At 72.5% G+C, this 25,484-nt stretch carries 23 protein-coding genes; 5 read left to right on the forward strand and 18 right to left on the reverse strand.

Annotated elements, in window-relative coordinates; translation table 11 throughout:
* Positions 1-102 precede the first annotated feature (102 nt).
* Positions 103-888, forward strand: coding sequence for an SAM-dependent methyltransferase (locus tag ACFYQ6_RS33170; RefSeq protein ID WP_388766549.1), 786 nt, complete (start codon positions 103-105; stop codon positions 886-888).
* A 25-nt stretch (positions 889-913) separates the two neighbouring features.
* Positions 914-1,564 carry a class I SAM-dependent methyltransferase gene (locus tag ACFYQ6_RS33175; protein ID WP_361581335.1) on the forward strand — a complete coding sequence of 217 codons (651 nt, stop codon included), beginning with the start codon at positions 914-916 and terminating at the stop codon, positions 1,562-1,564.
* A 49-nt stretch (positions 1,565-1,613) separates the two neighbouring features.
* Here ACFYQ6_RS33175 and ACFYQ6_RS33180 read toward each other — a convergent pair whose 3' ends face one another.
* The 5 genes from ACFYQ6_RS33180 to ACFYQ6_RS33200 form a co-directional block, all read right to left on the reverse strand.
* A complete protein-coding gene (locus ACFYQ6_RS33180) occupies positions 1,614-4,316 on the reverse strand; it encodes a SpoIIE family protein phosphatase (RefSeq protein ID WP_388766551.1) in 2,703 nt (900 codons plus the stop codon).
* An 81-nt stretch (positions 4,317-4,397) separates the two neighbouring features.
* Positions 4,398-6,512 carry an MMPL family transporter gene (locus ACFYQ6_RS33185; protein ID WP_361581341.1) on the reverse strand — a complete coding sequence of 705 codons (2,115 nt, stop codon included), beginning with the start codon at positions 6,510-6,512 and terminating at the stop codon, positions 4,398-4,400.
* 270 nt (positions 6,513-6,782) lie between these two features.
* Positions 6,783-7,796: an FAD-dependent monooxygenase gene (locus ACFYQ6_RS33190; RefSeq protein WP_361581343.1), complete on the reverse strand. Its 1,014-nt coding sequence runs from the start codon at positions 7,794-7,796 to the stop codon at positions 6,783-6,785.
* A complete protein-coding gene (locus ACFYQ6_RS33195) occupies positions 7,793-8,320 on the reverse strand; it encodes an isoprenylcysteine carboxyl methyltransferase family protein (RefSeq protein WP_388766554.1) in 528 nt (175 codons plus the stop codon). Before ACFYQ6_RS33195 ends, ACFYQ6_RS33190 begins: the two co-directional genes overlap by 4 nt.
* Before the next feature lie 13 nt (positions 8,321-8,333).
* Positions 8,334-9,392 carry a 3-oxoacyl-[acyl-carrier-protein] synthase III C-terminal domain-containing protein gene (locus tag ACFYQ6_RS33200; protein ID WP_361581349.1) on the reverse strand — a complete coding sequence of 353 codons (1,059 nt, stop codon included), beginning with the start codon at positions 9,390-9,392 and terminating at the stop codon, positions 8,334-8,336.
* Between the two features lie 119 nt (positions 9,393-9,511).
* Here ACFYQ6_RS33200 and ACFYQ6_RS33205 point away from each other — a divergent pair, with 119 nt between their 5' ends.
* Positions 9,512-10,399, forward strand: a complete 888-nt coding sequence (locus ACFYQ6_RS33205; RefSeq protein WP_361581352.1) for a UbiA family prenyltransferase — start codon at positions 9,512-9,514, stop codon at positions 10,397-10,399.
* Between the two features lie 52 nt (positions 10,400-10,451).
* Here ACFYQ6_RS33205 and ACFYQ6_RS33210 read toward each other — a convergent pair whose 3' ends face one another.
* The 3 genes from ACFYQ6_RS33210 to ACFYQ6_RS33220 form a co-directional block, all read right to left on the reverse strand.
* Positions 10,452-11,276 (reverse strand): carbohydrate ABC transporter permease, encoded by an 825-nt coding sequence (locus ACFYQ6_RS33210; RefSeq protein WP_361581505.1) that lies wholly within the window; start codon positions 11,274-11,276, stop codon positions 10,452-10,454.
* An 80-nt stretch (positions 11,277-11,356) separates the two neighbouring features.
* The gene (locus tag ACFYQ6_RS33215; protein WP_361581355.1) at positions 11,357-12,319 is read right to left on the reverse strand and encodes a sugar ABC transporter permease; all 963 of its coding nucleotides are present in this window, start codon (positions 12,317-12,319) and stop codon (positions 11,357-11,359) included.
* On the reverse strand, positions 12,316-13,656 hold the full coding sequence (locus ACFYQ6_RS33220; protein ID WP_361581357.1) for an extracellular solute-binding protein: 1,341 nt from the start codon (positions 13,654-13,656) through the stop codon (positions 12,316-12,318). Before ACFYQ6_RS33220 ends, ACFYQ6_RS33215 begins: the two co-directional genes overlap by 4 nt.
* Before the next feature lie 467 nt (positions 13,657-14,123).
* Here ACFYQ6_RS33220 and ACFYQ6_RS33225 point away from each other — a divergent pair, with 467 nt between their 5' ends.
* Entirely contained in the window at positions 14,124-15,038 is a 915-nt protein-coding gene (locus ACFYQ6_RS33225) for a diiron oxygenase (RefSeq protein WP_361581359.1), read from the forward strand.
* Positions 15,039-15,047: 9 nt separating this feature from the next.
* Positions 15,048-16,700: an FAD-dependent oxidoreductase gene (locus tag ACFYQ6_RS33230; RefSeq protein WP_361581362.1), complete on the forward strand. Its 1,653-nt coding sequence runs from the start codon at positions 15,048-15,050 to the stop codon at positions 16,698-16,700.
* A 247-nt stretch (positions 16,701-16,947) separates the two neighbouring features.
* On the opposite strand, the gene ACFYQ6_RS33235 is transcribed toward ACFYQ6_RS33230, so the two are convergent.
* Genes ACFYQ6_RS33235 through ACFYQ6_RS33280 form a run of 10 tightly spaced genes read right to left on the reverse strand, consistent with a single transcriptional unit; the run spans position 16,948 to position 25,478 of the window.
* A complete protein-coding gene (locus tag ACFYQ6_RS33235; RefSeq protein WP_361581365.1) occupies positions 16,948-17,964 on the reverse strand; it encodes an aromatic ring-hydroxylating dioxygenase subunit alpha in 1,017 nt (338 codons plus the stop codon).
* Between the two features lie 2 nt (positions 17,965-17,966).
* Entirely contained in the window at positions 17,967-18,191 is a 225-nt protein-coding gene (locus ACFYQ6_RS33240; protein WP_361581368.1) for a recombinase-like helix-turn-helix domain-containing protein, read from the reverse strand.
* Between the two features lie 28 nt (positions 18,192-18,219).
* On the reverse strand, positions 18,220-19,155 hold the full coding sequence (locus ACFYQ6_RS33245; RefSeq protein ID WP_388766559.1) for a PDR/VanB family oxidoreductase: 936 nt from the start codon (positions 19,153-19,155) through the stop codon (positions 18,220-18,222).
* A gap of 39 nt (positions 19,156-19,194) precedes the next feature.
* Positions 19,195-20,820, reverse strand: a complete 1,626-nt coding sequence (locus tag ACFYQ6_RS33250) for a thiamine pyrophosphate-binding protein (protein ID WP_388766561.1) — start codon at positions 20,818-20,820, stop codon at positions 19,195-19,197.
* A gap of 12 nt (positions 20,821-20,832) precedes the next feature.
* A complete protein-coding gene (locus ACFYQ6_RS33255) occupies positions 20,833-21,621 on the reverse strand; it encodes an SDR family oxidoreductase (RefSeq protein WP_361581376.1) in 789 nt (262 codons plus the stop codon).
* 19 nt (positions 21,622-21,640) lie between these two features.
* Positions 21,641-22,396, reverse strand: coding sequence for an SDR family oxidoreductase (locus ACFYQ6_RS33260; protein WP_388766563.1), 756 nt, complete (start codon positions 22,394-22,396; stop codon positions 21,641-21,643).
* Positions 22,389-22,910, reverse strand: a complete 522-nt coding sequence (locus ACFYQ6_RS33265) for a cupin domain-containing protein (protein WP_361581382.1) — start codon at positions 22,908-22,910, stop codon at positions 22,389-22,391. Before ACFYQ6_RS33265 ends, ACFYQ6_RS33260 begins: the two co-directional genes overlap by 8 nt.
* Positions 22,901-23,707, reverse strand: a complete 807-nt coding sequence (locus ACFYQ6_RS33270; protein WP_361581385.1) for an alpha/beta fold hydrolase — start codon at positions 23,705-23,707, stop codon at positions 22,901-22,903. Before ACFYQ6_RS33270 ends, ACFYQ6_RS33265 begins: the two co-directional genes overlap by 10 nt.
* Positions 23,704-24,501, reverse strand: a complete 798-nt coding sequence (locus tag ACFYQ6_RS33275) for an aspartate dehydrogenase domain-containing protein (RefSeq protein WP_361581388.1) — start codon at positions 24,499-24,501, stop codon at positions 23,704-23,706. The genes ACFYQ6_RS33270 and ACFYQ6_RS33275 overlap by 4 nt, the downstream gene beginning before the upstream one ends.
* Positions 24,498-25,478: a VOC family protein gene (locus ACFYQ6_RS33280; RefSeq protein ID WP_361581390.1), complete on the reverse strand. Its 981-nt coding sequence runs from the start codon at positions 25,476-25,478 to the stop codon at positions 24,498-24,500. The genes ACFYQ6_RS33275 and ACFYQ6_RS33280 overlap by 4 nt, the downstream gene beginning before the upstream one ends.
* Positions 25,479-25,484 lie beyond the last annotated feature (6 nt).

The following is a 25,484-nucleotide window of genomic DNA, read 5'->3' on the forward strand; positions in this document are numbered from 1 at the left end:
CGTCCTCGTGGCCCGGCGGCGCCTCAACTGCCGCTCATCGCAGGGTTGCTGTGGCAGAATTCGCCGGCGGAGCGGTCCACCTCATCTGCAACGGAGCTCGTCATGACGACTGGGACACCTCATCCCCCGATCGACACCAGCAGGCCCCACTCGGCACGCGTCTACGACTCGCTTCTCGGCGGCAAGGACAACTATCCGGTGGACCAGGCCGTGGCCGAGCAACTGCCGGCCGAGGCGAAGACCGGAGCCTTCCAGAACCGCGCTTTCATGAACCGCGCGACGGCCTGGCTGGCCGGCGAGGGCGTCGACCAGTTCCTCGACATAGGCACGGGCATCCCGACCGCGCCGAACCTGCACCAGATCGCCCAGGAGATCAATCCGCGCACACGGGTCGTCTACTGCGACAACGACCCGATCGTCCTACGGCACGCGGAGGCCCTCCTGATCAGCCGGCCGGAGGGGGCGACCGACTACGTGCACGCGGACGTGCTCGAGCCCGCCACCATCGTCGAGGCGGCCCGCAAGGTCCTGGACTTCGACCGCCCGGTCGCCCTCTCGCTCCTGGGGCTCCTCCACTTCCTGCCCGACGACGTCGACCCGCGGGGCATCGTGCGCACACTGGTGGCCGCCCTGGCCCCGGGAAGCTACGTGGTTCTGTCCCAGGGCGCGTCGGACGTGAACCCCGAGCGCGGGGAGAAGGGTGCGGCCGAGTACGGCAAGGGCGGCATCCGGCTCGCGTTGCGCACCCGCGCCGAGTTCGCCCGCTTCTTCGAGGGCCTGGACATCGTCGAGCCGGGTCTGGTGACCGCTCCCGAGTGGTTCCGCGGCACGCCTGCGCCCGAGCAGGAGCTGAGCGGCGTCTACGTCGCGGTCGCGCGCATTCCTTAGTGACGGCCCGGAAGGGGAGGTCCTCATGACCGGAGATCGACGGCACGCCGCGGCCGAGGCGTTCGACGCCATCGGCGCCGACTACGAGCAGGCCTTCGCCGGCTCGTCCGCGCACCGCGCCTCCCTGGACCGGCTGCTGGCACGGCTGACCCCGCGCAGCAGGGTGCTGGACGTCGGCTGCGGCACGGGGCGGCCGACCGCCGACGTACTCGCCTCCGCCGGGCACGAGGTGCTGGGCGTCGACGTCTCGCCCGTCATGGTGGGACTGGCGTCCCGTCGCGTCCCCGCGGCGTCCTTCCGCTGCGCCGACATCCGGGCGGTCCCGCTGGAGGAGGAGGGCTTCGACGCGGTCTGCGTCTACTTCTCGCTGCTGCAGATGACGCGTGACGAGCAGCGTTCGCTCGTCCGTCGCCTGGCGGGGGCGCTGAGGCCGGGCGGTCATCTGGTGCTGGCGACCGTGCCTCTGGACGTGGAGGACGTGAGCGCCGTCTTCATGGGCCAGGCAGTGCGGGTGACCAGCTTCGGTCCCGAGGCGTTCAGGACGCTGGCCACCGGTGCCGGTCTCTCCGTCGTGGACGAGGAACGGACCGTCTTCACCCCGTCCCACCCGGGAGCGGTGTCCGAGCCCCACCTCTTCCTGCACTGCCGCCGGGAAGCGGCCGCCCCGGGAGCGTGACGCGGCGGCACCGCGTCACGGCTGCCCGCCGGTCCCGGGCTGCCGCGCGTCACACGGGGCCGCCGGCCTCCGGCGGCAGCGGCTGTTCCGTCCAGATGACCTTGCCGCCGTCGTCGGTGTAGCGGGTGCCCCAGCGTTCGGCCAGCTGGGCGACGAGGAAGAGCCCCCGGCCGCCCTCGTCCATGCTGGCCGCCTGGCGCAGGTGGGGCGAGGTACTGCTGCGGTCGGACACCTCGCAGATCAGCGTCCTGTCACGGATCAGGCGTACGCCGATGGGGCCGGTGGCGTAGCGGATGGCGTTGGTGACCAGTTCGCTGAGGATCAGCTCGGTCGTGAAGGCTTCCTCGACCAGCTCCCACTCGGCCAGCTTGCGGGACACGTCGGAGCGGACCCTGGCGACCGCCGAGGGGTCGGACGGCACGTCCCACTCGGCCACGTTCTCGGGCGCCAGCCGGAGGGTGCGGCCGACGAGCAGGGCGACGTCGTCCCGGGCCCTGCCGGGCACCAGGACGCGCAGGACGGCTTCACAGGTCTCCTCGGGGGTCCGGTCGGGGTGGCCGGCCAGGGTCTCGCGCAGCAGTTCCAGCCCTTCGTCGATGTCACGGTGCCGCTCCTCCACCAGTCCGTCCGTGTAGAGCACCAGCCGGCTGTCCGGGGGAAGCTCCACGTCGTAGGTCTCGAAGGGCAGGCCGCCGAGGCCCAGGGGCGGGCCACCGGGCACGTCCGCGAAGGCCGCTTCGCCGTCGGGGCTGACGACGACCGGCTGGAGGTGACCCGCCCGGGCCATGGTGCAGCGTCCGGTGGCCGGGTCGTAGATGGCGTAGAGGCAGGTCGCGCCGGTGACGCCGCCGCCCTCGGAGCCGTCGGCGGCCTCGTCCTGGTCGATGCGGGCGACCAGCTCGTCCAGGTGCCACAGCAGTTCGTCGGGGGGCAGGTCCAGGGTGGAGAAGTTGTGTACGGCGGTCCGCAGGCGTCCCATGGTGGCGGCCGCGTGGAGTCCGTGGCCGACCACGTCGCCGACGACGAGCGCGACCCTGGCGCCGGGCAGCGGGATGATGTCGAACCAGTCACCTCCGACACCGCCGAGGCCACCGAGCCCCGCCTGTGCGGGGAGGTAGCGGTAGGCGGCGTCGATGGCGGTCTGGTCGGGGAGCCCGCGCGGCAGCAGGCTGCGCTGGAGGGTGACGGCCACGTTGTGCTCGCGCGAGTAGCGGCGGGCGTTGTCGATGCTCACCGCGGCGCGGGCGACGAGTTCCTCCGCCACGGAGAGGTCCTCGTCCTCGAACGGCTCGGGCATCCGGGCCCGCCAGAACAGGGCCACACCCAGGACCACGCCCCGGGCCCGCATCGGGACGGCTATCAGTGAATGGAAGCCGCATTCCACGATGTGGTCGGCGTTCGCCGGGTCGGGCTCCTGCCAGCCCGACCGCGTCGTCAGGTCGGGGTCGAGGACGGCTTCCCCTCTGAGGAGTGCGGCGCCGATGTCCGTGCCCGGCAGGAAACGGATGACCGCGCCCAGGGGGGACAGTCCTGTGTCGTCCCGGGGGCCGCTGAAGGCGGTGCGCCGCAGGCCGTGGATGGCGGCTCCGGCCGCCGTGGGCTCCTCGCCGCGCAGCACCTCCTCGGCCACGTCGACGGTGGCGTAGTCGGCGAACCTGGCGGTGGCGAAGTCGGCCAGTTCCTCGCAGGTGCGCATGACGTCCAGGGTGGTGCCGATCTCGGTGCCCGCGTCGTAGAGCAGTTTCAGCCTCCCGCGTGCCATGGCGGCCCGGCCCGACAGCGCCTGGAGCTCCGTGGTGTCGCGCAAGGTCGTCACGCTGCCGGGCGGACCGCCGTTCCGGTCCGTGGACCGCTGGCTGACCGCCAGGAGCCGGTCGCCCACGGAGTGCACCTCGTCCGTGGCGCTGCGGCCCGAGGTCAGCAGCGCGGTGATGACGGGATCGAGCCCGAGTTCGGCGACGGGCGCCCCCTCGACGTCCGCGGGGAGGCCGAGGAGCCTTCGCGCCTCGTCGTTGGCCAGCAGGAGGCGGCCGTCGCCGCTGACGATGACCACGCCTTCCCGTACGGCGTGCAGAACGGCGTCGTGGTGCTCGTACATGCGGGTCATCTCGGTCGGGCCGAGACCGTGCGTCTGACGTTTGAGCCGGCGGGTGACGAGCGCGGTGCCGCCCATGGTGAGCAGCAGAATCCCTCCGGCGGTGCCGAACAGCAGGGGGAACTGGCTCTCGGTGACCCCGCTGACGTTCTTGATCGTGATTCCGGCGGAGACGAGGCCCACCACTTCGCCGTTCGCACCGAAGACGGGCACCACGGCCTGGACCAGCGGGCCGATGGTCCCGTCGACCTTCTCGGTGACGACCCGGCCGTCGAGAGCGGGGCCGACCTCACCCACGAACTTCTTGCCGATGCGGTCGGGCAGCGGATGCGTGTAGCGGATGGCGTCCAGGTTCATGACGACGATGAAGTCGACGCCGGAACCCTTCCGGGCCGCCTCGGCCTTCGGCTGGAGCACCGCGGTGGGATCGGGGCTCTGCAGCGCCGCTTCCGTGCCGGGGGCGTTCGCGAAGGTCTCGGCCACGGCGACCGAGCGATTGCGCGCTTCGCGCTCACTGTCGGCCCGCGACTGCAGCACGAGCGCGGTCACGGAGGCAGCGACGAGCAACACCACGATCGCCACCTGCAGGAGAAAGACCTGACCAGCGAGGCTTCTCATCCGGAGAAACGAACGCGGGCGGCCGTAGCGTCCGGCCATGCCCCCCTTTCTACACCCTGGTCATACGCCGGGCGAGCCGTACGCCGCGGCCCCCCGAGCCGTGCGGGGCCGGGCTCGCCCTCAGGTTCCTGCGGGCTCCCGCACCGCCCCGCCGTCCTCGTGGGCGAGCCGGTGCGGCCACCAGACGCGCGGCCCGATGTCCAGGAAGAGAGAGGTGACCAGCACGGACCGGACGACCAGCGTGTCCAGGAGGACACCCAGCGCCACCGCGAATCCGATCTCCGCGAAGGCCACCACCGGGAGGGTCCCGAGTGCGGCGAAGGTGCCCGCCAGGACGAGGCCGGCCGAGGTGATGACCGCCCCGGTGGCGGCGAGCCCGGTGACCACGCCCGCGCGGGTGCCCTGGTGCAGGGCCTCCTCGCGGATCCGGGTGGTCAGGAAGATGTTGTAGTCGATGCCGAGAGCCACCAGGAACACGAACACGAAGAGCGGGAAGTCCGTGGTCTCACCGGCGTAGCCGAACACGTGGCGGAAGGCGAGGGCGCTGACGCCGAGGGCGGCGGTGAAGGACAGCACCACGGTTGCGATCAGGAGCACGGGCGCCAGCAGTGCGCGCAGCACCAGGGCGAGGATGAACAGGACGACGAGCAGTACGAGGGGAATGATCAGCAGGTTGTCGTGCCGGGTGGCCTCGTCCATGTCGAGTGCCGCGGCCGTGTCCCCGCCGACGCGCGCGTCTGCTCCGGGGATCCGGTGGACGGCGTCGCGGACCCGTTCCACGGTGTGCTCGGCCGCCTCGCTGTCCCCGGCGTCGGACATGGTCGCTTCGAAGATCACCCGCCCGTCGTGTTGCGGCCGGGCGCCGGGCGGCACGACGAGGGATCCCGGCAGCACCCCTTGTGTCCCCTCGACCGCGGCGCGCACCTGACCGCTCCGGTCGGCCGCCGCGATGACGACGAGAGGGCTGCCGACGCCGGCGGGAAAGTACTGTTCCTGGATCCGCTGCCCGGCGACGGAGTCCGGTGTGCCGGGGAAGGAGTCGGCGTTGCTGAGTCCGGCCGCGCGCAGCTGGACGATCCCCACGGAGAGCGCGGCGAGCACCAGAGCCGTGACCACCCAGATCCCGCGCGGGCGGGCGGCCAGCCGCTGTCCGGTCCGCGCCCAGAACCCGTGTTCGGTGGGCTCCGGCGTGCCGAGGTGCGGGACCGCCGGCCAGAAGACCCAGCGGCCGAAGATCACCAGGAGGGCCGGGAGGAGGGTGAGCATGGCGACCAGCGCGATGGCCACCCCGATCGCGGCCACCGGTCCGAGGCCACGGGTCGAGTTCATCTCGGCGGCCAGCAGGACGAGCATGCTCAGCACCACGGTGCCGCTGCTGGCCAGCACCGCCGGTCCGGCACGGTGCAGGGCCCGGGCCATGGCCTCGTGGCGGTCCTCGTGGCGCCGCAGCTCCTCGCGGTAGCGGGCGACGAGAAGCAGGGCGTAGTCCGTGCCCGCGCCGAAGACCAGCACGGTCAGGATGCCCGCGCTCTGACCGTTCACGGTGAGTCCGGCGTGCGCCGCGAGCAGGTAGATGACGGCCTGCGCGGTGAGGAGCGCGGCGATGACCGAGACCACGGGCAGCACGAGCAGGGTCGGGCTGCGGTAGGTGATCAGCAGCATCACGATCACCACGGCGAGTGCGGCGAGGAGCAGGGTGGAGTCGATGCCCGAGAAGGCATCGGCCGAGTCGGCCGCGACACCGCCGGGGCCCGTGATGTGGACGGTGAGTCCTCCGCCCCCGTCCCCCACGACGTCCCGTACGGAGCCGACGGCGGGGCCGATCCGTTCCCAGCCCTTCTCGTCCATGGTGATCGGCACGAAGATCTGGGCGGCCGAGGGAGCAGCCTTCCTGTCGTAGTACGGGCCGCGGGTCTCCTCACCCCGTACACCGTGCGCGCTCAACGTCATGAGCTGCCGCTCGTCCTCGGCGATCCGGCCCCGGTCCGCCGCGGTCAGGCCTCCCTCGCGGGCGTACACGACGATGGCGGTGATGATCTCGGGCCGGAACTCCTTGGACTCCTCCCAGACCTGCGTGGACTCGGCGCTGCTCGGGAGCCAGGAGGCGGCGTCGTTGTCCTGGGCGCCCATGAGCTTGCCCGCGAGCGGAGCCGCGAGGAAGAGGACGACGAGCCACAGCACCACGACGAGCCATTTGGTGCGGCGTCCGCACAACAGCCGGGCTACTCCACGCATGCCGCTCCCGCCCCTTCGTCCTGTCCCGTGGCGGCGAGACTAGGAGGAGCGCGGGGGGACGAGGTGTTGACATGCCGTGCCCGCCGGGCGCTTGGACACCGTCGGAGCAGTGCCCCCGCCCCTGGACGGCCGTCGACGCGCGTCCCAGGACCTGTCGAGGCTGTCTCCGGCCCGGCGGCGGAGCTCGCCCGGGGCGGGGCGGCCGAAGCGGACGGGGCCCCGGGCGGGTGCGGGACACCTGACGGTGCGGCAGCCGAGGTGCCCGGGCGGCTATTGCAGGGCGCGTACGGCGGCGGTGAACAGCGGGGGCAGACGCTGGGCGGCCGGGACGATCAGCCCGGCGGTCAGCGGGTGCCCGGCCGTCGCCAGCAGCGCCTGGGTGAGCAGCCGGTGGCGGCGCGTCAGGCGTGTCCAGCGGGCGGGGTAGAGCTCGGGACGCCCCGCCGCGAGGCAGTCGACCGCGGCCGCCGCGGTCGCCGTCGCCAGGGCGATGCCCTCACCGGTCAGCGCGTCCACGTAACCCGCCGCGTCCCCGACCAGCAGCACGCGGCCGGCTCTCGGCGCAGCGGCGGTCCGGCGCAGGGGGCCCGCGCCGCGCACGGGTCCGGCGTCGAAGCCCCGGAGCGCGCGGGCCAGGGCGGGGAACGCGGCGAGGTGCTGCTCGTGGGAGCACCGGTGACGGCTGAGCACGGCCACGCCGACCAGCCCCTCCCCCACCGGGGTCACGTACGCCTCGCCGTGGCGTGACCAGTGCACCTCGACGAAGTCCGTCCAGGGGGCGACAGCGTAGTGGCGGCGCAGCCCGTATCTGCGGGGTGCGGTGCTGGGCCGCTCCAGGCCCAGTGCGCGGCGCGAGGGCGAGTGCAGGCCGTCCGCCGCGATCAGCCAGCGCGCCGTCATGCCCGCCGCCGTGACGCTGTCGTGCCCCTGGCGCACCTCCTCCACCCGGCCCGTGACGACGCGTACGCCGAGCTCCCCTGCCCGCCGGTGCAGGGCCGCGTGCAGTGCCGTGCGGCGTACGCCGAGTCCGGGGCCGCCCCTGAAGGAAGCCTCGGCCCGCCGGGCGCCCTCGACGTAGCGGATTCCGCGCAGTTCGCTGCCGGCCGGGGTGACGCCCAGTGCGCGCAGCGCCGCCACGCCGCTGGGCATGATGCCCTCGCCGCAGGCCTTGTCCACCGGGGCCGGGCGGGGTTCGACCACGACGGCCTCCAGACCCGCCGCGGCGGCCCGGATGGCCGCCGCGAGCCCGGCCGGTCCGCCGCCCGCCACCAGGATGTCGATCACGCGCGCGCGTCCGCCCCGGCGAAGCGGGCCAGCGCGCCGTACTCGCACCGGACACGTACGGCCATGAGTGCCGCGTTGAGCACGGTGAACAGGACGGCGGTGACCCAGGCGCCGTGCACCAGCGGCAGGGCCGCTCCCTCGGCGGCGACGGCCACGTAGTTGGGGTGGCGGAGGAAGCGGTAGGGGCCGCCGGTCACCAGGGGCAGGCCCGGGACGACGATGACCCGGGTGTTCCAGCGGCGCCCCAGCGTACGGACGCACCACCAGCGCAGCCCTTGTGCGGCGGCCACCACCGCGGCCATGCTCCAGCCGAGCCAGGGCAGAAAGGGCCGGTCCGCCAGCCAGGTCTCGGCGAGGCAGGCGCCGAGCAGGGCGGTGTGCAGGGCCACCATCGCCGGGTAGTGGCCGCGTCCGGCTTCGGTGCCGCCCCGGGCCAGACTCCAGCGCGCGTTGCGCAGCGCCACCGCGAGCTCGGCGAGGCGTTCGGCGGCGACCGCCAGCACCAGGGCGGTGTACCAGATCATGTGTTCCTCCGGACTACCAGCGCAGCAGCACCAGTTCGCAGCAGAACCCGGGGCCCATGGCCATCAGGAGGCCGGGGCTGCCGGGCTCGGGCCTTCGCCGGTCCATCGTGTCCCGCAGGACGTGCAGCACCGAGGACGACGACAGGTTGCCGGTCTCGGCCAGCGACCTCCGGGTGACGTCGAGGGCGTCCTCGGGCAGGTCCAGGGCGTCCGTGACGGCCTCCAGGACCTTGGGGCCTCCGGGGTGGCACACCCAGCGGGCGATGTCCTTCGGCTTGAGCCCGTGCGGTTCCAGGAAGCCGCTGACGTCCTCCGCGAGATAGCGGCGTACGACGTCGGGGACGGCCGGGTCGAGGACCACGGTGAACCCGGAGCCCCGGATGTCCCAGCCCATGATGTGCCCGGTGTCCGGATACAGACGGCTGCGGGTGTCCAGCACCTCGGGTCCGTCGGCGGTCGAGGGGTGTGCGCCGCCGACGAGGACCGCCGCAGCGGCGCCGTCACCGAACAGCGCGGTGGCGACCAGGTTGGCGGGGGTGGGGTCGTCGCGCTGGAAGGTCAGGGAGCAGAGCTCGACGGAGAGCAGGACGGCGACCTGTCCCGGGCGCCCGAGCAGGTAGTCGTGCAGCCGCGCCGTCCCGGCGGCGCCGGCGACGCAGCCCAGTCCGAAGACGGGGAGCCGTTTCACGTCGGGGCGCAGACCGAGGCGGCCGACGAGCCGCGCGTCCACCGAGGGCGCCGCGATCCCGGTGACGGAGGTGAACATCAGCAGGTCCACGTCGGCGGGCAGCAGTCCGGCCTTGCGCAGGGCGCCGCGTACCGCTTCGGCGCCGAGGTCGACGGCCGCGTCGATGAAGACGTCGTTGGCCGCCCCGAAGTCGTTCAGTCCGGCGTAGTCCCCCAGGGGCAGCACCGTGTTCCGGCTGCGCACTCCGGCGTTGCCGTGGATCCGGTCGAGTACGCGACGGTCCGACCCGTCCGGCAGGCAGGTGCGCGCCACCATGTCGGTGATCTCCCGCTGGCGGTGACGGTGCGGCGGCAGCACCCCGTGGACGGCCGCGATCCGGGTCATCCTGGCCACCGCTTCGGAGAGGTCATGGCCCACATCCTGCCCGCAGAACGGAGCAAATCCCCGCATGTGGGGCGCGCGGCTGTCGTGTTCGTGCGCTCAGGAGTACCTACGATCGGCCCGTGGACACCACGGACCGGCTCGTATCCCGGACTACGGCCGTACGGCTGCCGCGCCCGCTGACCGGCCTGCTCCGCTCCTGCCATCCGGGGCCGGTCGCGGCGGTGACCGCGCTGGCCGCAGCGCTGGGCGCCGGTGCGGGCCTCGGGGGTGGCCGTTGTGCGCTGGTCGCATCGGCCGTGCTGGCCGGACAGCTGTCGGTGGGGTGGTGCAACGACGCCTTCGACGCCCGCCGCGACGCCGACGCGGCCCGGCCCGGCAAGCCGGTGGCCCTGGGCGCGGTCGGCGCGGGCACCGTGTGGGGTGCCGCGTTCACCGGTCTGGCCCTGTGCGCACTGCTGTCCTTCGCGTGCGGGGCCGCCGCGGGCTCCGCGCATCTGGCGGGAGTCCTGGCAGCCTGGGCGTACAACCTGAAGCTCAAGGAGACGGTGCTGTCCTGGCTCCCGTACGCGGTCGGCTTCGGCAGCCTGCCCTGTCTGGTCGCCCTGAGCCTGCCCGGCCGTCCCTGGCCCGCCTGGTGGGCGGTGGCCGCGGGCGCCCTGCTCGGTTTCGCGGCTCATCTGGGCGACGTGCTGCCCGACATCGAGGCGGATCTGCGGGCGGGGATCCGCGGTCTGCCGCAGCGGTGGGGCGAGGCCCGCACCCGGCGCCTGCTGCCGCTCCCTCTGGTGGCGGCCACCGCGGTCCTGATCCTGGGCCCCGGCGCGGGCGGCGGGGCCGGCCCGCCCGCCGCCCTCGTCGCGGCCGCCCTCTGTGCCGTGGTGCTGGCCACGGCGTGCGCCGCTCCCCGGCCGGTCAGGACGTGGCGCAAGGCGGCGCTCGCGGGGACGGTGGCGGTGGCCGCCGCTGACGTGGCGCTGCTGCTGGCGCAGGGTACGTCGATCGCGTGACGGCCCGCGCGGACGGGGGGAGCCGTCCGTACGGGCCGTCGGCCTCGTACCGCTACTGTCCGGCGAGACCGGTGTGCGCGATGCCCCGCACGATCTGCCGCTGGAAGAAGGCGAAGACGACAAGGAGCGGCATCCCCGCGATCACGAGGGAGGCCATGATCTGCGCGTAGCGCACACCGAAGGTCGACTGGACGCTGACGAGGCCCACGGGCAGGGTCATGCCGCCCGGGTCGGTGGTCACGAGGAACGGCCAGAGGAAGTTGTTCCAGGTGGAGATGAAGGTGAAGATCGCCACGGCGGCGAGCACCGGCCGCGACAGCGGGATGACGATCGTCCAGAAGACCCGCCAGCGGCCGGCTCCGTCGACGAAGGCCGCCTCCTCCAGCTCCCGTGGCACGCCCTCGAAGAACTTGACCAGGATGAACACCATGGCGGGTACGGCGACCTGGGGCAGGATCACGCCCCAGTAGGTGTCGACGAGGCCCAGCTGGACCATCTCGCGGAACAGGGGCGCGATGAGGACCTGCGGCGGCACCATGATGCCGGCGAGCACCAGACCGTAGACGAGCCGGCGCCCCCGGAAGTCGGTGCGGGTGAAGCCGTAGGCGGCCATGGCGCAGGTCACGACGGTCAGCAGCGTCGTCATGACGGAGATGTACGCCGAGTTCATGAGCCAGACCATGAGGTCGCCCGACTCCCAGACCTTGCTGTACGCCTCGAAGGTGACGCGCGAACCGATCCAGGAGAGCGGGGTCTTCGCGGTGTCCCCCTCCGGCTTGAGGGAGGTGGCGACCGCCCAGGCGAGGGGCAGGAGCCAGGCCGCGGTGAGGAGCAGGGCGATGGCGAGCAGGACGATCCTGCCGGGGGTCCACCGCAGGCGGCGGCCCCCCGCGTCGGCGAGCCGCCCGGGCTTCTCGGGCCGGGGGGTGCGGGACGGTACGACGGTGGTGGAACCGCTCACTTCGCGGCCTCCTCAGCTCGGCGCCGGGACAGCAGCGGCTGCACCAGGGAGACGGTCAGGATCAGGGCGAAGAAGATGTAGGAGACGGCCGAGGCGTAACCGATGCGGTAGCCCGTGAAGCCCTGCTGGTAGACGTACTGGAGGATCGGCCGGGTGGACTCGTCGGGGCCGCCGCCGGTCATGATGTAGACCTGGTCGAAGATCTTCAGCGAGGCGAGCACCTGGAGGACGACGACCAGCCCCGTGGTCCGGCGCAGCATCGGCAGGGTGATGTGGAGCAGCCGCTTCCACGCGCCCGCCCCGTCGAGTTCCGCCGCCTCGTACAGGTGCGCCGGTATGGCCTGGAGGGCGGCGAGGTACAGCAGGAAGTTGAAGCCGACGGTCCACCAGACGGTGGTGGCGACGATGCTGAGCATGGCGTAACGCTCGTCGGTCAGCCAGCCGATCTCCGGGGTCAGCCCGACGGAGGCCAGCAGTTGGTCGGCGAGACCGAAGCCGGACGGCAGGATCATGTTCAGGAACAGCAGGCAGACGACGCCGGAGGGCAGCAGGAACGGGGCGAACCAGGTGAGCCGCCACAGCCACTGCACGACCCGCAGCTGATGGGCGAGCAGTGCCAGGACCAGGCCGACGACGACGAGGGGAACGGTGGACAGGACCGTGAACCAGACGGTGTTCCACAGCGAGGACCACACCTCGGGGTCGCGGACCGCCTCGGCGTAGTTGTCGAGGCCGACGAACTCCCCTCCGCTGCCGGTGATGTTCTCGCTCGTCAGGCTCATGCCAAGGCCGGACATCAGTGGCCAGATGAGGAACATGGCGTACACGAGGAGGAAGGGCGCGATGAACACGAGGCCGTGTTCGGTCCACTTCCTGCGCACGGAGCGGGCCGGGCGTCCGGCCGCACTCCCGGCGGGCTTCGACGCGGGCTCCGTCGCCGCCGCGGTGGTGGTGGTCATGACGCGGCTCCCGGGAGGGGGTTGCGGGTGTCGAGGAGGCTCCGCAGCCGGGCCTTCGCCTCGGTCAGGGCGTTGCGCGGGCTCCTGGAGCCGGTGAGGACCCCGGAGAACACGGCGCCGAGCTCGATCCACAGCCTGGAGGCCGAGCCGGCGAACCACGCGGGCTCGTCGAGTGCCACGTCGTCGATCACGGTGCGGTATTCGGACTGCGGCTTGAGCGCGAGGTAGGCCGGATCGTCGAGCACGGGGAGGTAGGCGGGCACATGGCCGCCCTCGGCCCAGGCCACCGAGTTGCGCAGCATCCAGGCGACGAGGGTGTGAGCCGCCTCGTTGCCGGCCCCGCCGCGGTCCGCCTGGTGCGGCAGGACGAAGGCGTGGCAGTCGGCCTGGGTGGCCGCGGTGCCGAACAGCGCGGGGATGCGGGTCATGGAGAACGGGAGTCCGGTGGCCTTGAAGGTGCTGATCTCCCATTCCCCGTTGAGGTGGAACGCGGTCTTGCCGCCGTTGAAGACGCCGACGGATCCGGCGTAGTCGACGCGGCGCACCATCAGCCCCTCCTCGATGAGCCGGGCAAGGTACTCCAGGACCCGCAGAGCCTTGGCGTCGTCGAGCGCGAGGCGCTTCCCGTCCGGGGAGAGCACCTTCCCGCCGGTCTGGGCGTAGAAGCTGGAGAACAGACGCCAGGGGGTGATGCAGTCGGGGCCGAGCGTCTCGGTCACGAGCCCCGGCTGCCCGGTCGCCTTCTTCGCGGCGCGCAGGGCCTCGGCGAATTCCTCGGCGCCGCTGATCGGCTTCAGCCGGCCGCCCGAGAGGAGTCCGGCCTTCTCGCAGACCTCGGTCTGGTAGTAGAGGACGAAGGGGTGGGTGTCGAGGGGGACGGCGTACTGCTTGCCGCCCACCTGGCCCCGGCGCCAGATGTCCGGCGGGAAGTCCGCCTCCCGCACCCCGTGTTCGGCCAGCAGGTCGACGTCGAACGGGTCGAGGAGCCGGCCGGGGGCGAAGCCCGCGAGCCGGGCGAGGTGCAGCGCGGCGAGTTCGGGGGCCCGGCCCCCGGCGCCCGCCATGCCGAGCTTGGTGTAGTACGGGGCGCCCCATTGCAGGGTCGACGCCTCCAGGGCGATGCCGGGGTGCTCACCGCGGAAGTCGTCCAGCATGCCCTGCATGTTCACGCCGTCGCCACCTCCGAAGAGGTGCCAGAACCGCAGCAGGGTCTGTCCCGGACCTGCCGCGGTGGCGGGGGCGGCACAACCGGACAGGGAACCGAGGGCTCCGGCGGCGGCCAGGGCGCCGGCACCGCCCGCGAGGGCTCGGCGCCGGCTGAGGAGGGGTGGATGCATGGCGGCTCGTCTCGACTCGTCTCTGAGGTGCGGGGACGCGGCGAAGGAGGGCCGGGATGTTCGATATTTCGGCCCCCGACCGCTACTTCGGACGGGACCGTAGGCCGGGGAAAACCCGGCGTCAATGACTCGCGCTGAAATTGCGAACAATGTTCGACACCACGAACAGCACGCTGCTCCACGCGCGCGGAACCGGCCACCGGAAGCGCCTTCGCCGGGGCGTGGCGAGGAGATGTCGCGAGGATGCGCTCACATTTCTTACTGGGGGGTAGGCCCGCCGGGCATCCTTGCTATACCTTCCGTCTAACAAGCGGGGCGAGAAGGCGGAACGGCCGGGCGGACACCGGCCCTCTACGCATGCTGTCCGCACAACCAGGCTGCTCGACCGGGTCTTTGACGCTCCGTCACCGCAGCCACGCACTGTGGACGCACCAAGGAACATCGCTGACGAACCGAGGAGCCGCACCATGGCAAGCAGCACCGTTCGACCGGATGCCCAGGACCGGCCGCCCGAGGACGACCTCACCCGTCGCCTCCTCGAATCGGCCGCCACGCTCGCCTACGACCCCGCCACCGAGGTCGACTGGGAGACCCCGTTGGACAAGGACTTCCACGGTGCGAGCCCGGAGTGGAGCACCCTGTACGGCACCGCCTACTGGGCGGAGCTCACCGAGGAACAGCGCAAGGAACTCACCCGCCAGGAAGCCGCTTCGGTGGCGAGCACCGGCATCTGGTTCGAGATGATCCTGCAGCAGATGGTGCTGCGCGACGTGTACGCGAAGGACCCGACGAGCGCGGACGTCCAGTGGGCGCTCACGGAGATCGCCGAGGAGTGCCGGCACTCGATCATGTTCGCCCGCGGCGCGCAGAAGCTGGGCGCCCCTCCCTACCGGCCGCGCCGGGTCGCCGTCGAGCTGGGACGGGCCTTCAAGACGCTCGCGTTCGGCGAGGCGGCGTACGCGGCGATCCTCGTCGCGGAGGAGGTCCTGGACGTCATGCAGCGCGACTGGATGCGCGACGAGCGGGTCGTGCCCTTCGTCCGCACCATCAACAACATCCATGTGGTCGAGGAGTCCCGGCACATGAAGTTCGCCCGGGCGGAGACACGCAAGCACCTCAGCGGCGCGGGCCCCGTCCGGCGCAGGATCAACGCGCTCGTCATCGCGATCGCCTCGTACGTGATCGTCACGAGCATGGTGAACAAGGGCGTCTACGCCAACGCCGGGCTCGACGCGGAACGTGCGATCGGCGAGGCGAAGGCCAACGAACACCACAAGGCGATGATGCGGTCCAGCTGCTCCGGCCTCATGGAGTTCCTGGCCTCCGCCCGGCTGCTGACCAAGCCCGCCCTGATGTTCTACAAGCGCGCCCATCTGATCTGAGCGGACGACATGACCTACGCCATCACCCAGACGTGCTGCAGCGACGCCACGTGCGTCACGGTGTGCCCCGTCAACTGCATCCATCCGACACCGGACGAACCGGATTTCGGCCGGACGGAGATGCTGTACATCGACCCGGTCTCCTGCATCGACTGCGGGGCCTGCGCCGACGCGTGCCCGGTGGACGCGGTCTTCCCGGTGGACGCGCTGCCGGCCGCGCAGCGGGAGTACGGGCCGCTGAACGCCGCGTACTTCGCGGACAGGGAGGCAGTCCCGGCGCCCGAGGGGCCGAACTTCCACGCATGGGGCGAGCCGGTCTTCGACCGGAACCTGCCGGCGGACTTCGCTCCCCTGCGCGTCGCGGTGGTGGGCACCGGCCCGTCCGGGATGTACGCCGCCGAGGACCTGTTGCTGCACACAGGCGCCGAGGTGACGCTGATCGACCGGCTTCCCGTCGCCGGTGGGCTCATCCGCTACGGTGTGGCGCCCGACCACCTCTCGACCAGGAAGGCCGGTGACACCTTCGCGAGGTTCCACACGCATCCGCGCGTGCGCATGCACCTGGGCCTGGAGGTGGGCCGCGACCTCACCCCGCAGGAGCTCGCCGACCACCACGACGCGGTGATCTACGCGGTCGGCGCGCCGGCCGGCCGCAGTCTCGGCATCCCGGGTGAGGACCTGGCCGGCAGCATCTGCGCGACGACGTTCGTCTCCTGGTACAACGCCCATCCCGATGTCGCCCCGGACGCTGTGGACCTGTCGGCGGAGCGCGTCGTCGTGGTCGGCAACGGAAACGTGGCACTCGACGTGGCCCGCATCCTGGTCTCGGACCCCGCGACGCTCGCGGCGGGTGACATCGCGGGTCACGCGCTGGAGGCCCTGCGCGCGAGCGCGGTGCGCGAGGTGGTGCTGCTGGGACGCCGGGGCCCCGCCGACGCGGCCTGCACCCGGTCCGAGCTGCTCGCGCTGAAGCATCTGCCCGGCGTGGAGCTCGTCGTCGACGACCACGACCCTCGGACGGGCGCGGCGATCGACTCAGCGGCACCGGGTGAGCGGGCGGCGCTGCTCCAGGACGTCGCCCGCGAGAAGGTGGACTGGCTCGGCCCGCCCTCCGCGGGGCGCCGCATCGTGTTCCGCTTCCACTCCGCGCCGGTGGAAGCGCTCGGTGACGGTGAGGTGGGAGCCGTCCGGGTGACCGGCGGGCCCGACGGCGCCGAGCGCCTGGAGATACCGGCGGGGCTGTTGCTGCGTGCTGTCGGGCAGCGCGGTGTGCCGGTCACCGGACTGCCGTTCGACGAGGAGACGGGCACCGTTCCGCACGAGGACGGCCGCGTGGCGGACCGTCCCGGTACGTACGTCGTGGGCTGGATCAAGCGCGGCCCCTCCGGGGGCATCGGCGCCAACCGGACCTGTGCCGCCGAGACGGTCACCGCGCTCCTGGAGGATGCCGTGGCCGGTGCGCTGCCCTCGCCCGGACACGGGGCGAAGGCGTTCCAGAGACTGGTACGACGCCGTAACCGGCGGGTCGTGGACGCGCGGGGCCTGGAGCGGATCGAGCGGGCCGAACTGGCCCTGGGGCAGCGCGCGGGCCGGCCCCGGGTCAAGCTGGCCACGGTCCGCGAGCTCGTGGCGGCGGCGAAGAGCCGTCGCGTACCGGGCTGACCTGGGGGCCGCCCGGGAAGAGCCGTCGCGTCCCGGGCCGACCAAGGAAGAGCCTCGCGTCCCGGGCCGACCCGGAGGCCGCCCGGGAAGAGCCGTCGCGGTCCCGGGCTCACCTGGGGGCTGCCCAGGACGGGGCCGTGATCGTCGTACGGACGGCTCCGGCGGGTCGTGACGACCCCGCCGGAGCCGTGCCGGCCTCCCGGGCTCCCGCTTCGGTGACCCCGGCCGGCGTGCGGCGGAGCGCCCCTCAGGCCCTCGCCTTGGACTGGGCCCCGGCCTCGGCGCGGTAGAGGCGGCGCAGCCGGACCACGCCGAGGTCGTGCTGGTACAGGTTCTCCTGCTGGTCGGCGTCGACGGGCATGGCCTCCAGCATGACGCGGTCCTGCTCCAGGACGTCCCAGTGGCGCTGCTCGATCAGCGTCCGGTACAGGAAGCGCCAGGTCGCGCGCTGCCAGTCCGAGACCCGGCGGTATCGCCAGAAGAAGACCCCGCTGCGCTGTTCGTCGACCGGGCAGACCATGCCGACGATGCCGAACGCCCCGCCGGGACCGGCGGACGGGGGGTAGGGGATGGAGAGGTCGACCCAGTCCACCCCGGTGCGGCAGAGTTCCACCCAGTCGAAGTTGACGCCACGCTGGTCGGTCTTCTCGAAGAAGTAGCCCCGGGCGGTCTCCCGGATGCGGAACTTGGCGGTCGTGTCGCCGTCGAACATCGTGTGGGAGTCGTGGTGCAGGAACGCGCCATGCATCGGGTCGAGCAGGTTCTCCACGGCGTAGCGCCAGGGCGAGTTCCACTCCGCGTAGCAGAGGAACGCCTCCACGTCGGGGTCGGTCAGCGGCTCCGGAAGCGTCAGCTCGGCGGGCTCGGGGTGCTCCTCGTCCCCGAAGTAGGCGAGGATCGCGCCCCCGACCTCGCGTACGGGCAGCGAGGTGACCAGCCGCTTGCCCTCCAGGCTGCAGCCGGGCAGGCCGGGCACCGAGGAGACCGTGCCGTCGGTCTCGACCTCGACGCCGTGGTACCAGCACGCCACACGGTCGCCGAGGTGCTTGCCGAGCGACAGCGGGGCGCCGCGGTGCGGACAGCGGTCGGCGAGCATGGACAGGACACCGTCGGAGCGCCTGAACAGCAGCCACTGCTCGCCGAGCGCGGTCACCTTGCGCATCGCGCCCGGCGCGACGAAGTGGGAGGGGACGACGGGGTGCCACTGGTTGCGCAGGCCGGTCGCGTAGATGTGTTCCGCGGAGGCGGAGGACGACAGCGTCATGGTCAGGCTCCCAGTCGGTTCATCTCGGCGCGGAAGGACTCCTCGGTCCAGGGCGTGCCGTCGGCGGCGTGGACCTGGCGGGCGTTGAGGCCGCGCACCACGTCGGTCAGCTCGTGGCCCTCGCGGGTGAAGACCTCTTCGAGGGTGGCGGCGAGCTTGTACTCGTACGGCGTCGGCTCGTGCGTGCGGGACTGGTGGATCTCCAGGTACGGCCAGGTGTCGTTCACGGTGTCTCCTGAAAGTGCGGGGGAAGGGTCACAGGTCGAGGACGATCCGGCCGGAGGCGCACCGCGAGACACAGATCATCATGGAGGTGCCCGCGGCCCGTTCGGCCTCGCTCAGCAGGAAGTCGCGGTGATCGGGCGTGCCTTCGAGCACCCGGGTCTCGCAGGAGCCGCAGATCCCGTCGCGGCACGAGTTGTTCACGGTGATCCCCGCGCCCTCCGCGGCCTCCAGCACCGAGGTCCCCGCGCCGACGGTGAGCGTCACCCCGGAGGCGCGGCACTCGACCTCGAAGGCCTCGTCGTCGCCGGTGTGTTCCACCGTGGGCGCGGCGAAACGCTCCAGGCGCAGCCGGTCTCCGGGGCAGCGCTGTTCGACGGCGGCGAGCAGCGGCTCGGGGCCGCAGGAGTAGACGAGGGTGTTCGCGGGAAGGCCGGCGAGCACGGACTCCAGGTCGATGTGGCCGTGTTCGTCCTGGGGGACGAGCGTGAGGTCACCGCCCAGGGCCTCGAGTTCGGCGGTGAAGGCCATGGACGACCGGTTCCTGCCGCCGTAGACCATCCGCCACCCGGCGCCCCGGCGCGCCGCTTCCCGGGCCATCGCCAGCAGCGGGGTGATCCCGATGCCCCCGGCGACGAAGACGTAACCCTCGGCGTCCTCCAGCGCGAAGTGGTTGCGCGGCTCGGAGACGGTGATCTGCTGGCCGGGCCGCAACTGGGTGTGCACGAAGCGTGAACCGCCGCGCGAGGCAGGCTCGTTGAGCACCCCGATGCGGTACACGTCGGTGGCGAGGGGATCCCCGCACAGGCTGTACTGGCGGACCTGCCCGCCGGCGTGGACGTCGACGTGTGCGCCGGGGGTCCATGCGGGCAGCGGTTTGCCGTCGGGGTGGGTGAGTTCGACGGACAGGACGCCTTCGGCCTCCCAGGTCATACGACGGACGGTCAGCCGCAGCGAATCCTCGCTCATGGTCTGTTGCCTCCTTACCGGCAGTTCAAGGCGGCCGGGCTACTGGCCCGGGATCCGCACGGGCGGGGTGAACGGGTTCTTCATCGGGCCCAGCGCGGCCAGGTCGACCTCCACGAGCGTGGGACCGTCCGAGGCGACCGCTGCTCCGATCACCGCGTCCGCGTCCTGCGCGGCGCCGATGCGGGCGTAGGGCAGGCCGCAGGCCTGGGCGAGCAGGGCGAAGTCGGGGGTCGTCAGGTCGACGCCCGAGCGCCGGTCGCCGTGGTGGTCCTGCATGTTGCGCAGGACCCCGTAGCCGCCGTCGTTGAAGACGATCAGAGTCAGGCGGGGCCGCTCCTGGGCGAGGGTGAGGAGCTCTCCGAGGTGGACGGCGAGTCCGCCGTCGCCCGCGATCACGACGGTGGGCGCGCCCGGCCGTGCGAGCGCCGCGCCGATGCCCATGCCGAGCCCCTGTCCGATGCCGCCGCCGCGCGGGAAGACGTTGTCCTTGGGGTCGTACATCTCCAGGAGGCGGTTGCCCCAGCTGCTGGAGGGGATGGTGACGTCGCGTGCGACGACGGCCTCGCGGGGCAGTGCGGCGCGGATGGCGTCGCAGATCGCGGCCTGCGGCCCGATGTTGTCGTGCAGGATCGCGCGCACCTCGGTGCGTACGGCGCCGACGCGGTCGGTCCAGCCGGGTTCGGCGGGCCGGGCGTGTCCCAGCAGGCCGGTCAGGGTGGCTGCCGCGTCGCCGTGCAGTGCGTGCGTGGCGGGGTGGACGCGGCCGAGCGCCGCGGCGTCGACGTCGATCTGGATGTGGGCCTCGGGGAGCCCGAGCGTGTAGTCGGCGGTCTCGTTCGACCGGAAGTGCGTGCCGATCGTGAGCAGGACGTCGGCGTCGGCGAGGAGGGCGCGCACGGCGGGCGCGGTGGCGAAGTTGCCGATGACCTGCTCGTGGTCCTCGGGCACGCTGCCGCGCCCGGAGTTCGAGGTGATCAGCCCGGCGCCGGTCGCTTCCAGCAGGGCGGCCAGCTCGCCGCGCGCGGTGTTCGCGCCGCCTCCCGCCCACACGAGCGGGCGGCGGGCCTTCGCCAGGAGCGCGCCCGCCGCGCGGAGTTCGGCCGCGGCGGGGGTGAGGGGGGCGGAGCCGGCGGGCTCGGCGGGTTCGTCCGTCTGGGCCGCGTACTGGAGGTCGATCGGCCATTCCACGCTGGCCGGGCCGCCGGGGGCGGCGAGCGCCGCGCGGGCCGCGTCGCGCAGGATGCTTCCGGCCTGTTCGGTGTCCGGCACGGTCCTCGCGTACGCGGAGACCGCCGTGAGCATGCCGAGCTGGTCCTTGGTCTCGTGGATGAACCCCCTTCCGCTGCCCAGGAATTCGCTCTCCACCTGGCCGGTGACGTGCAGCACGGAGCTGCCGGCGCTGAGCGCTTCGATCAGCGATCCGGCGGCGTTGCCGGCGCCGGTGCCGGTGGAGGTGAGGGCGCAGCCGAGGGTGCCCCGGGCCCGGCCGTAGGCGTCGGCGGCGTTCACCGCGGACGCCTCGTGGCGCACGGGGACGAACCGCAGCTCACGGTCGACGGCTTCGACGAGCGGCAGGTTGTGGACGCTGACGATGCCGAAGACGGTGTCGATGCCGAGTTCGCGCAGGACGGTGACGAGGAGATCGCCTCCGTTGTGGTGACGCATGGTGGTGTCTCCTCAGAGGATGGAGCGGCCGACGCCGCCGCAGACGTCGATGCTGGTGCCGGTGATGTAGGAGGCGCGGGGCGAGAGCAGGGCGACGACCGCGTACGCGACCTCTTCGGCCCTGCCGAGGCGGCCCAGCGCGATGCCGCGGTCCTCGGCCAGTCCGGCCTGCCATTCCTCGTACGTCAGGCCGGAGTCGGCCGCTGCGTGGCGGCGGGTCCACTGCCCGGTGTCCACGAGGCCGAGGCAGACCGAGTTGACCCGGATGCCGTCCCCGGCGAGCTCCACGGACAGGGACTTGGAGAGGTTGAGGATGCCCGCGCGGGCGGCGCTCGTCGTGATCAGCCGGGTCTCGGGCTGCTTGGCGAGGACGGCGTTGATGTTGACCACGCTCGCCGCGCCGGACGCGGCGAGGTGGGGGCGCGCCGCCTGGAGAGGATGGAGGACTCCGGCGAACTTCAGCTCGAGCTCGTCGCGCCAGTCCTCGGCGGTGGAGTCGTCGAGGCCCTTCATGCGGGACTGCCCGGCGTTGTTCACGAGTCCGTCGATGCCGCCGAACTGTTCGGCGGTGCGCCCGACGAAGGCGCGAACCGCGTCTGCGTCCCGTACGTCGCACACGCCGGTCAGCAGGCGATCCCGGTCGGCGCCGAGGCCGGCCACCGCGCCGGCGAGCCGGTCCGCGTCACGGCCGCAGGTGGCGACGCGGGCGCCTTCGTCGAGCAGGGCGCGGACCGTGGCCAGGCCGACGCCCGAGCTGCCGCCGGTGACCACGATGGTGCGGTCGGCGAGGCCCAGATCCATAACTCTTTTCTCCTGCGCTTCAGTTCATGGTGAATCCGCCGTTGACGGCGATCACCTGTCCGGTCAGATAGCGGGACTCCTCGCCGAGCAGGAAGGAGACGATCCCGGTGAGGTCGTCGGGCTGCTGCGGCCGGGAGATGGCCCGGTTGGTGCGGTAGAGGTCGTGCCGCTCGGCGGGCACGGTCTCGGTGGCCTCGCATTCGGTGAGACCGGGGGCCACCGCGTTGACGGTGATCCCCTTCTCGCCGAGTTCGCGTGCCATGGCGCGGGTCAGGGCGATGACGGCGCCCTTGGAGGCGATGTAGTGGGCGAGGCGCGGGGAGCCGTACAGGGCGGCGTCCGAGGCGAGGTTGACGATGCGTCCGGGCCCGGTGAAGAGCGGGTACAGCACCTTCGACACCAGCCAGGGGCTGCGGGCGTTGACCGTCATCAGCCGGTCCCACACCTCGACGTCGATGTCCTGGAACTCACTTCCGCCTACGCCGTTCGCCAGCGCCGCGTTGTTGACCAGGCCGTACAGCGGGCCGAGGGCACGCACGGAGACGGCGAGCGCCTCCACCGACGCGGGGTCCGCGACGTCGCAGCGTACGAAGTGGGCGTCGATGCCCTCCCGGCGCAGCTCCGCCGCGGCGTGCTCGCCGCGCTCACGTTCGAGTTCGGCGAGGACGACCCGGAAGCCGTCGGTGCCCGCCCGGCGGGCCATGGCCAGTCCCAGGCCACGGCCCGCTCCGGTGACGACGACGGTGCGCCGGCCTGCCGGGGGCTGGTCAGCCACGGGTGACGCCGTGCATCGGCGAGTACTCGGGGTAGGTCGGCACCTGCGGCTTCCGGGTGCCGATGACGACGCAGAACAGGGCGTCGGTGTCGCCCTCGTTCTTGAGGGACCGGGTCACACCGGCGGGGACGACGATCATGTCCCGGTAGCCGAGGGTGCGGTACTCGGCCTCGTCGGCTCCGCGGTGGATGCCGACCTTGACCTCGCCCTCCAGGACGAAGAACGCTTCCTCGACGTCGTGGTGCGTGTGGGCGGGGCCCTCGGCGCCGGGCGGGAGCAGCATGTTGGAGAAGGTGAACCCGCCGGACGGGAGGATGCGGCTGTCGCTCTCGTGGTTGCCGGTGGCACCCGAGCCGACGTAGCGGATCTGGCCGCGGCGGAACTGCGGGCCGGCCTTCTCCTGGAAGGAGAGGGTGTCGAAGTCGGCGACCCGGGATGCCTTGGTGGCGATGAGGGAGTCGGTGTACGCGGAGAGGTCGTCGCCGTTGTCGTACGCGTCGGTGGTCAGAGGCATGGTGAGGGCTCCTGTTCGGGGATGGATGCGGTGATGCGGAGGTGGGAGAGCACCCAGGCGTTGAAGTGGCCCGGCTGCTCCTGGTTGGCCAGGTGACCGGCGTCCTTGACGATCACGTAGGCGGTCTTGTGGATGGCCCCGGCGATGGCCTGGCTCGCCTCGATGCCGGTGACCCGGTCCTGTTCGCCGCAGAGGACGAGGGTGGGGGCGGCGATCGAGGGCAGCTCGGCGCGCAGGTCGGCGGAGGCCATGGACTCGGCGGCGTGGGCGTAGCCCGGCAGCCGTACCGAGGCGGCCATGGTGTCCACGACGCGGCGCACGAGCGCGTCCGGCGCGCCGGACGACACCAGGCGCGGGCCCCGGGCCTCCGCGAAGGCGCGGGGGCCGAGCTCGGCAAGGTCGGCCGCCCTGGCCCGCATGCCCGCGGCCTTGGCCTCGTCCGTGCCGGATCCGGGGCTGGAGTCGGCGATGATCAGCGAGTCGACGAGCTCCGGGTGCCTGGCGGCGAGCCGCAGCGCGATGACTCCGCCCCAGGAGACGCCGAGGACGTGCGCGGAGCCGGCGCGCTCGCGGATCAGGGCGGCCGCCGTGTCCGCGTAGTCGTCGAGGGTGAGCGGGGACTCCGGATCGGGCGACTCGGCGTACCCGGGGGCGTCCCAGGCCACGACCCGTACGGAGGCGGAGAGTTCGGCGAGCTGGGGGGCGAAGGCGGCCGAGGAGGAGCCGATGCCGTGCAGGCACAGCAGCAGTGGGCCGTGGTCGCCCGCCTCCTCGACGTGGACGTCGACGGCGCTCACAGGATCTGCCCGGTCCGGCCGGCGAGCGCGGCCAGGCTGCGCAGGACGGCGTACGGCACCACCTGGCTGGTGGCCGGGTTGCCCGGGTCGGGGAGGTGCGCGACTTCGAAGCGGTACGCGCCGTGGGCTCCGGACGCCTCGATCACATGGCGGGTGTGGTGGGCCGCCGGGTCGGCGACGACCTGGACCCGCACAGTGTCCAGGTCGCCGACGGCCAGCGCGACCGAGGCGGCCACGTTCGTCGACTTGGGGAATTTGACCGGCACGTCGCGGGCGGTGCCGGACATCACCTCGACGGGGCCGGTCGCCTCGCGCATCCGGGTCAGCAACTCCTCGTCCATCCAAGGCTGTTCGAGGGTCGAGGGCAGCTTGGTCGTGGTCAGCCGGACCTCGTCGAGCGGACCGAGGGTGCGCACCGCCTGGAGCAGATCGAGGCCCCCGACGGCGCCGCCGGTGAAGTACACCCGGCCGGGTCCGGCCGCCAGCAGCCGCTTGGCGAGCTCGTCGTCGGTCAGCGCTCCGGTGGAGGCGACCAGCAGATCGGTGCCGGATTCCAGGACCCGCTCGCCCCACTCGCGTACGACGCCTTGTCCCGCGGCCTCGACGACGAGGTCGCAGAGGTCCAGTGCCTCCTCGAAGGTGGCCTGGCGCACGGGGGCGGCCTCGCCGAGCGGGCGGTTGTCCACGACGCAGACCAGCTCGGCGCCGGTCACGCGTCCTTCGGCGAGCGCGGTTCCGACGACCCGGCCGATGGCCCCCCATCCGACGACGGCGACCTTGCGTACGGTGCTCATGCGGTGGCCTCCTGGGCGTCGAGGGGACTGAGCGGGCCGGGGCCCTGGGCATCGAGGGGGGCGGCGAGCGGGCCGGGGTCCGGGGAGCCCGCCATGCTGCAGCGGATCTCCTTCGACGGCGGGCCCGCCGTCCCCCACAGGTCGGACAGTTCGGGGACCCGGCGCCATACGCGGGCGATCCAGGCGTCCTCGACGATCTGGGCGACCTCGGAGGTGTATTCGCAGACCAGCCCGGAGGGGTCGGTGAAGTACGAGAAGGTGTTGTTGCCGGGACCGTGGCGTCCGGGCCCCCACTGCGGGGTGATGCCGTGGTGGCGCAGCCGTCCGAGGCCCCGCATGAAGTGGTCGACCGAGGTCATCTCGTACGCCACGTGGTTCAGCGAGGTCCACTCGGCCTGGTTGAACGCGATGCAGTGGTGGTCGCTGTTGCAGCGCAGGAACGCCATCTGGTGCTCGGACCAGTCGGAGACGCGCAGGCCGAGTACGTCGCAGTAGAAGGCGACGGCGGCGTCGATGTCGGTGGTGTTGAGCACGGCGTGCGTCACCCCGACGGGGACGGCGCCGTCCCGCCCGCGCGGGGCGACGGCCTCGACCTGGGCGCTGATCTCGATGAGGCGCCCCTCGGGGTCGGTGAACCTGAGCCCGTAGCCGCCGCCGGCCTGTTCCAGCGGGCCGGGTCCGGCGACGGGCACGAGGGCGCGTGCCTCCAGGCGCCGTGCGGCCTCGTCGACCTCGGCGGGGGTGGCGACGGCGAAGGCGATGCGGCCGAGGCCGACCCGGTCCCGCTGGGTCAGGTGCAGGACGTGGTGCTCGTCGCTCGTACCGCGCAGCCAGCGGGCGCCGGTGTCGGACTCGACGGTCTCCAGGCCCCAGACGTCCTCGTAGAAGCCGGCGGCCTCGCTGAAGGCCGGGGTGTGCAGCTCGACGTAGCGCAGCGAGCGGAGCCGGGCGATCGGACCGGGCGGTGGGTGGTGCATGAGTCC

It is taken from the genome of Streptomyces sp. NPDC005494 (assembly GCF_042872025.1).
In the GTDB taxonomy this organism is placed as follows: Bacteria; Actinomycetota; Actinomycetes; order Streptomycetales; family Streptomycetaceae; genus Streptomyces.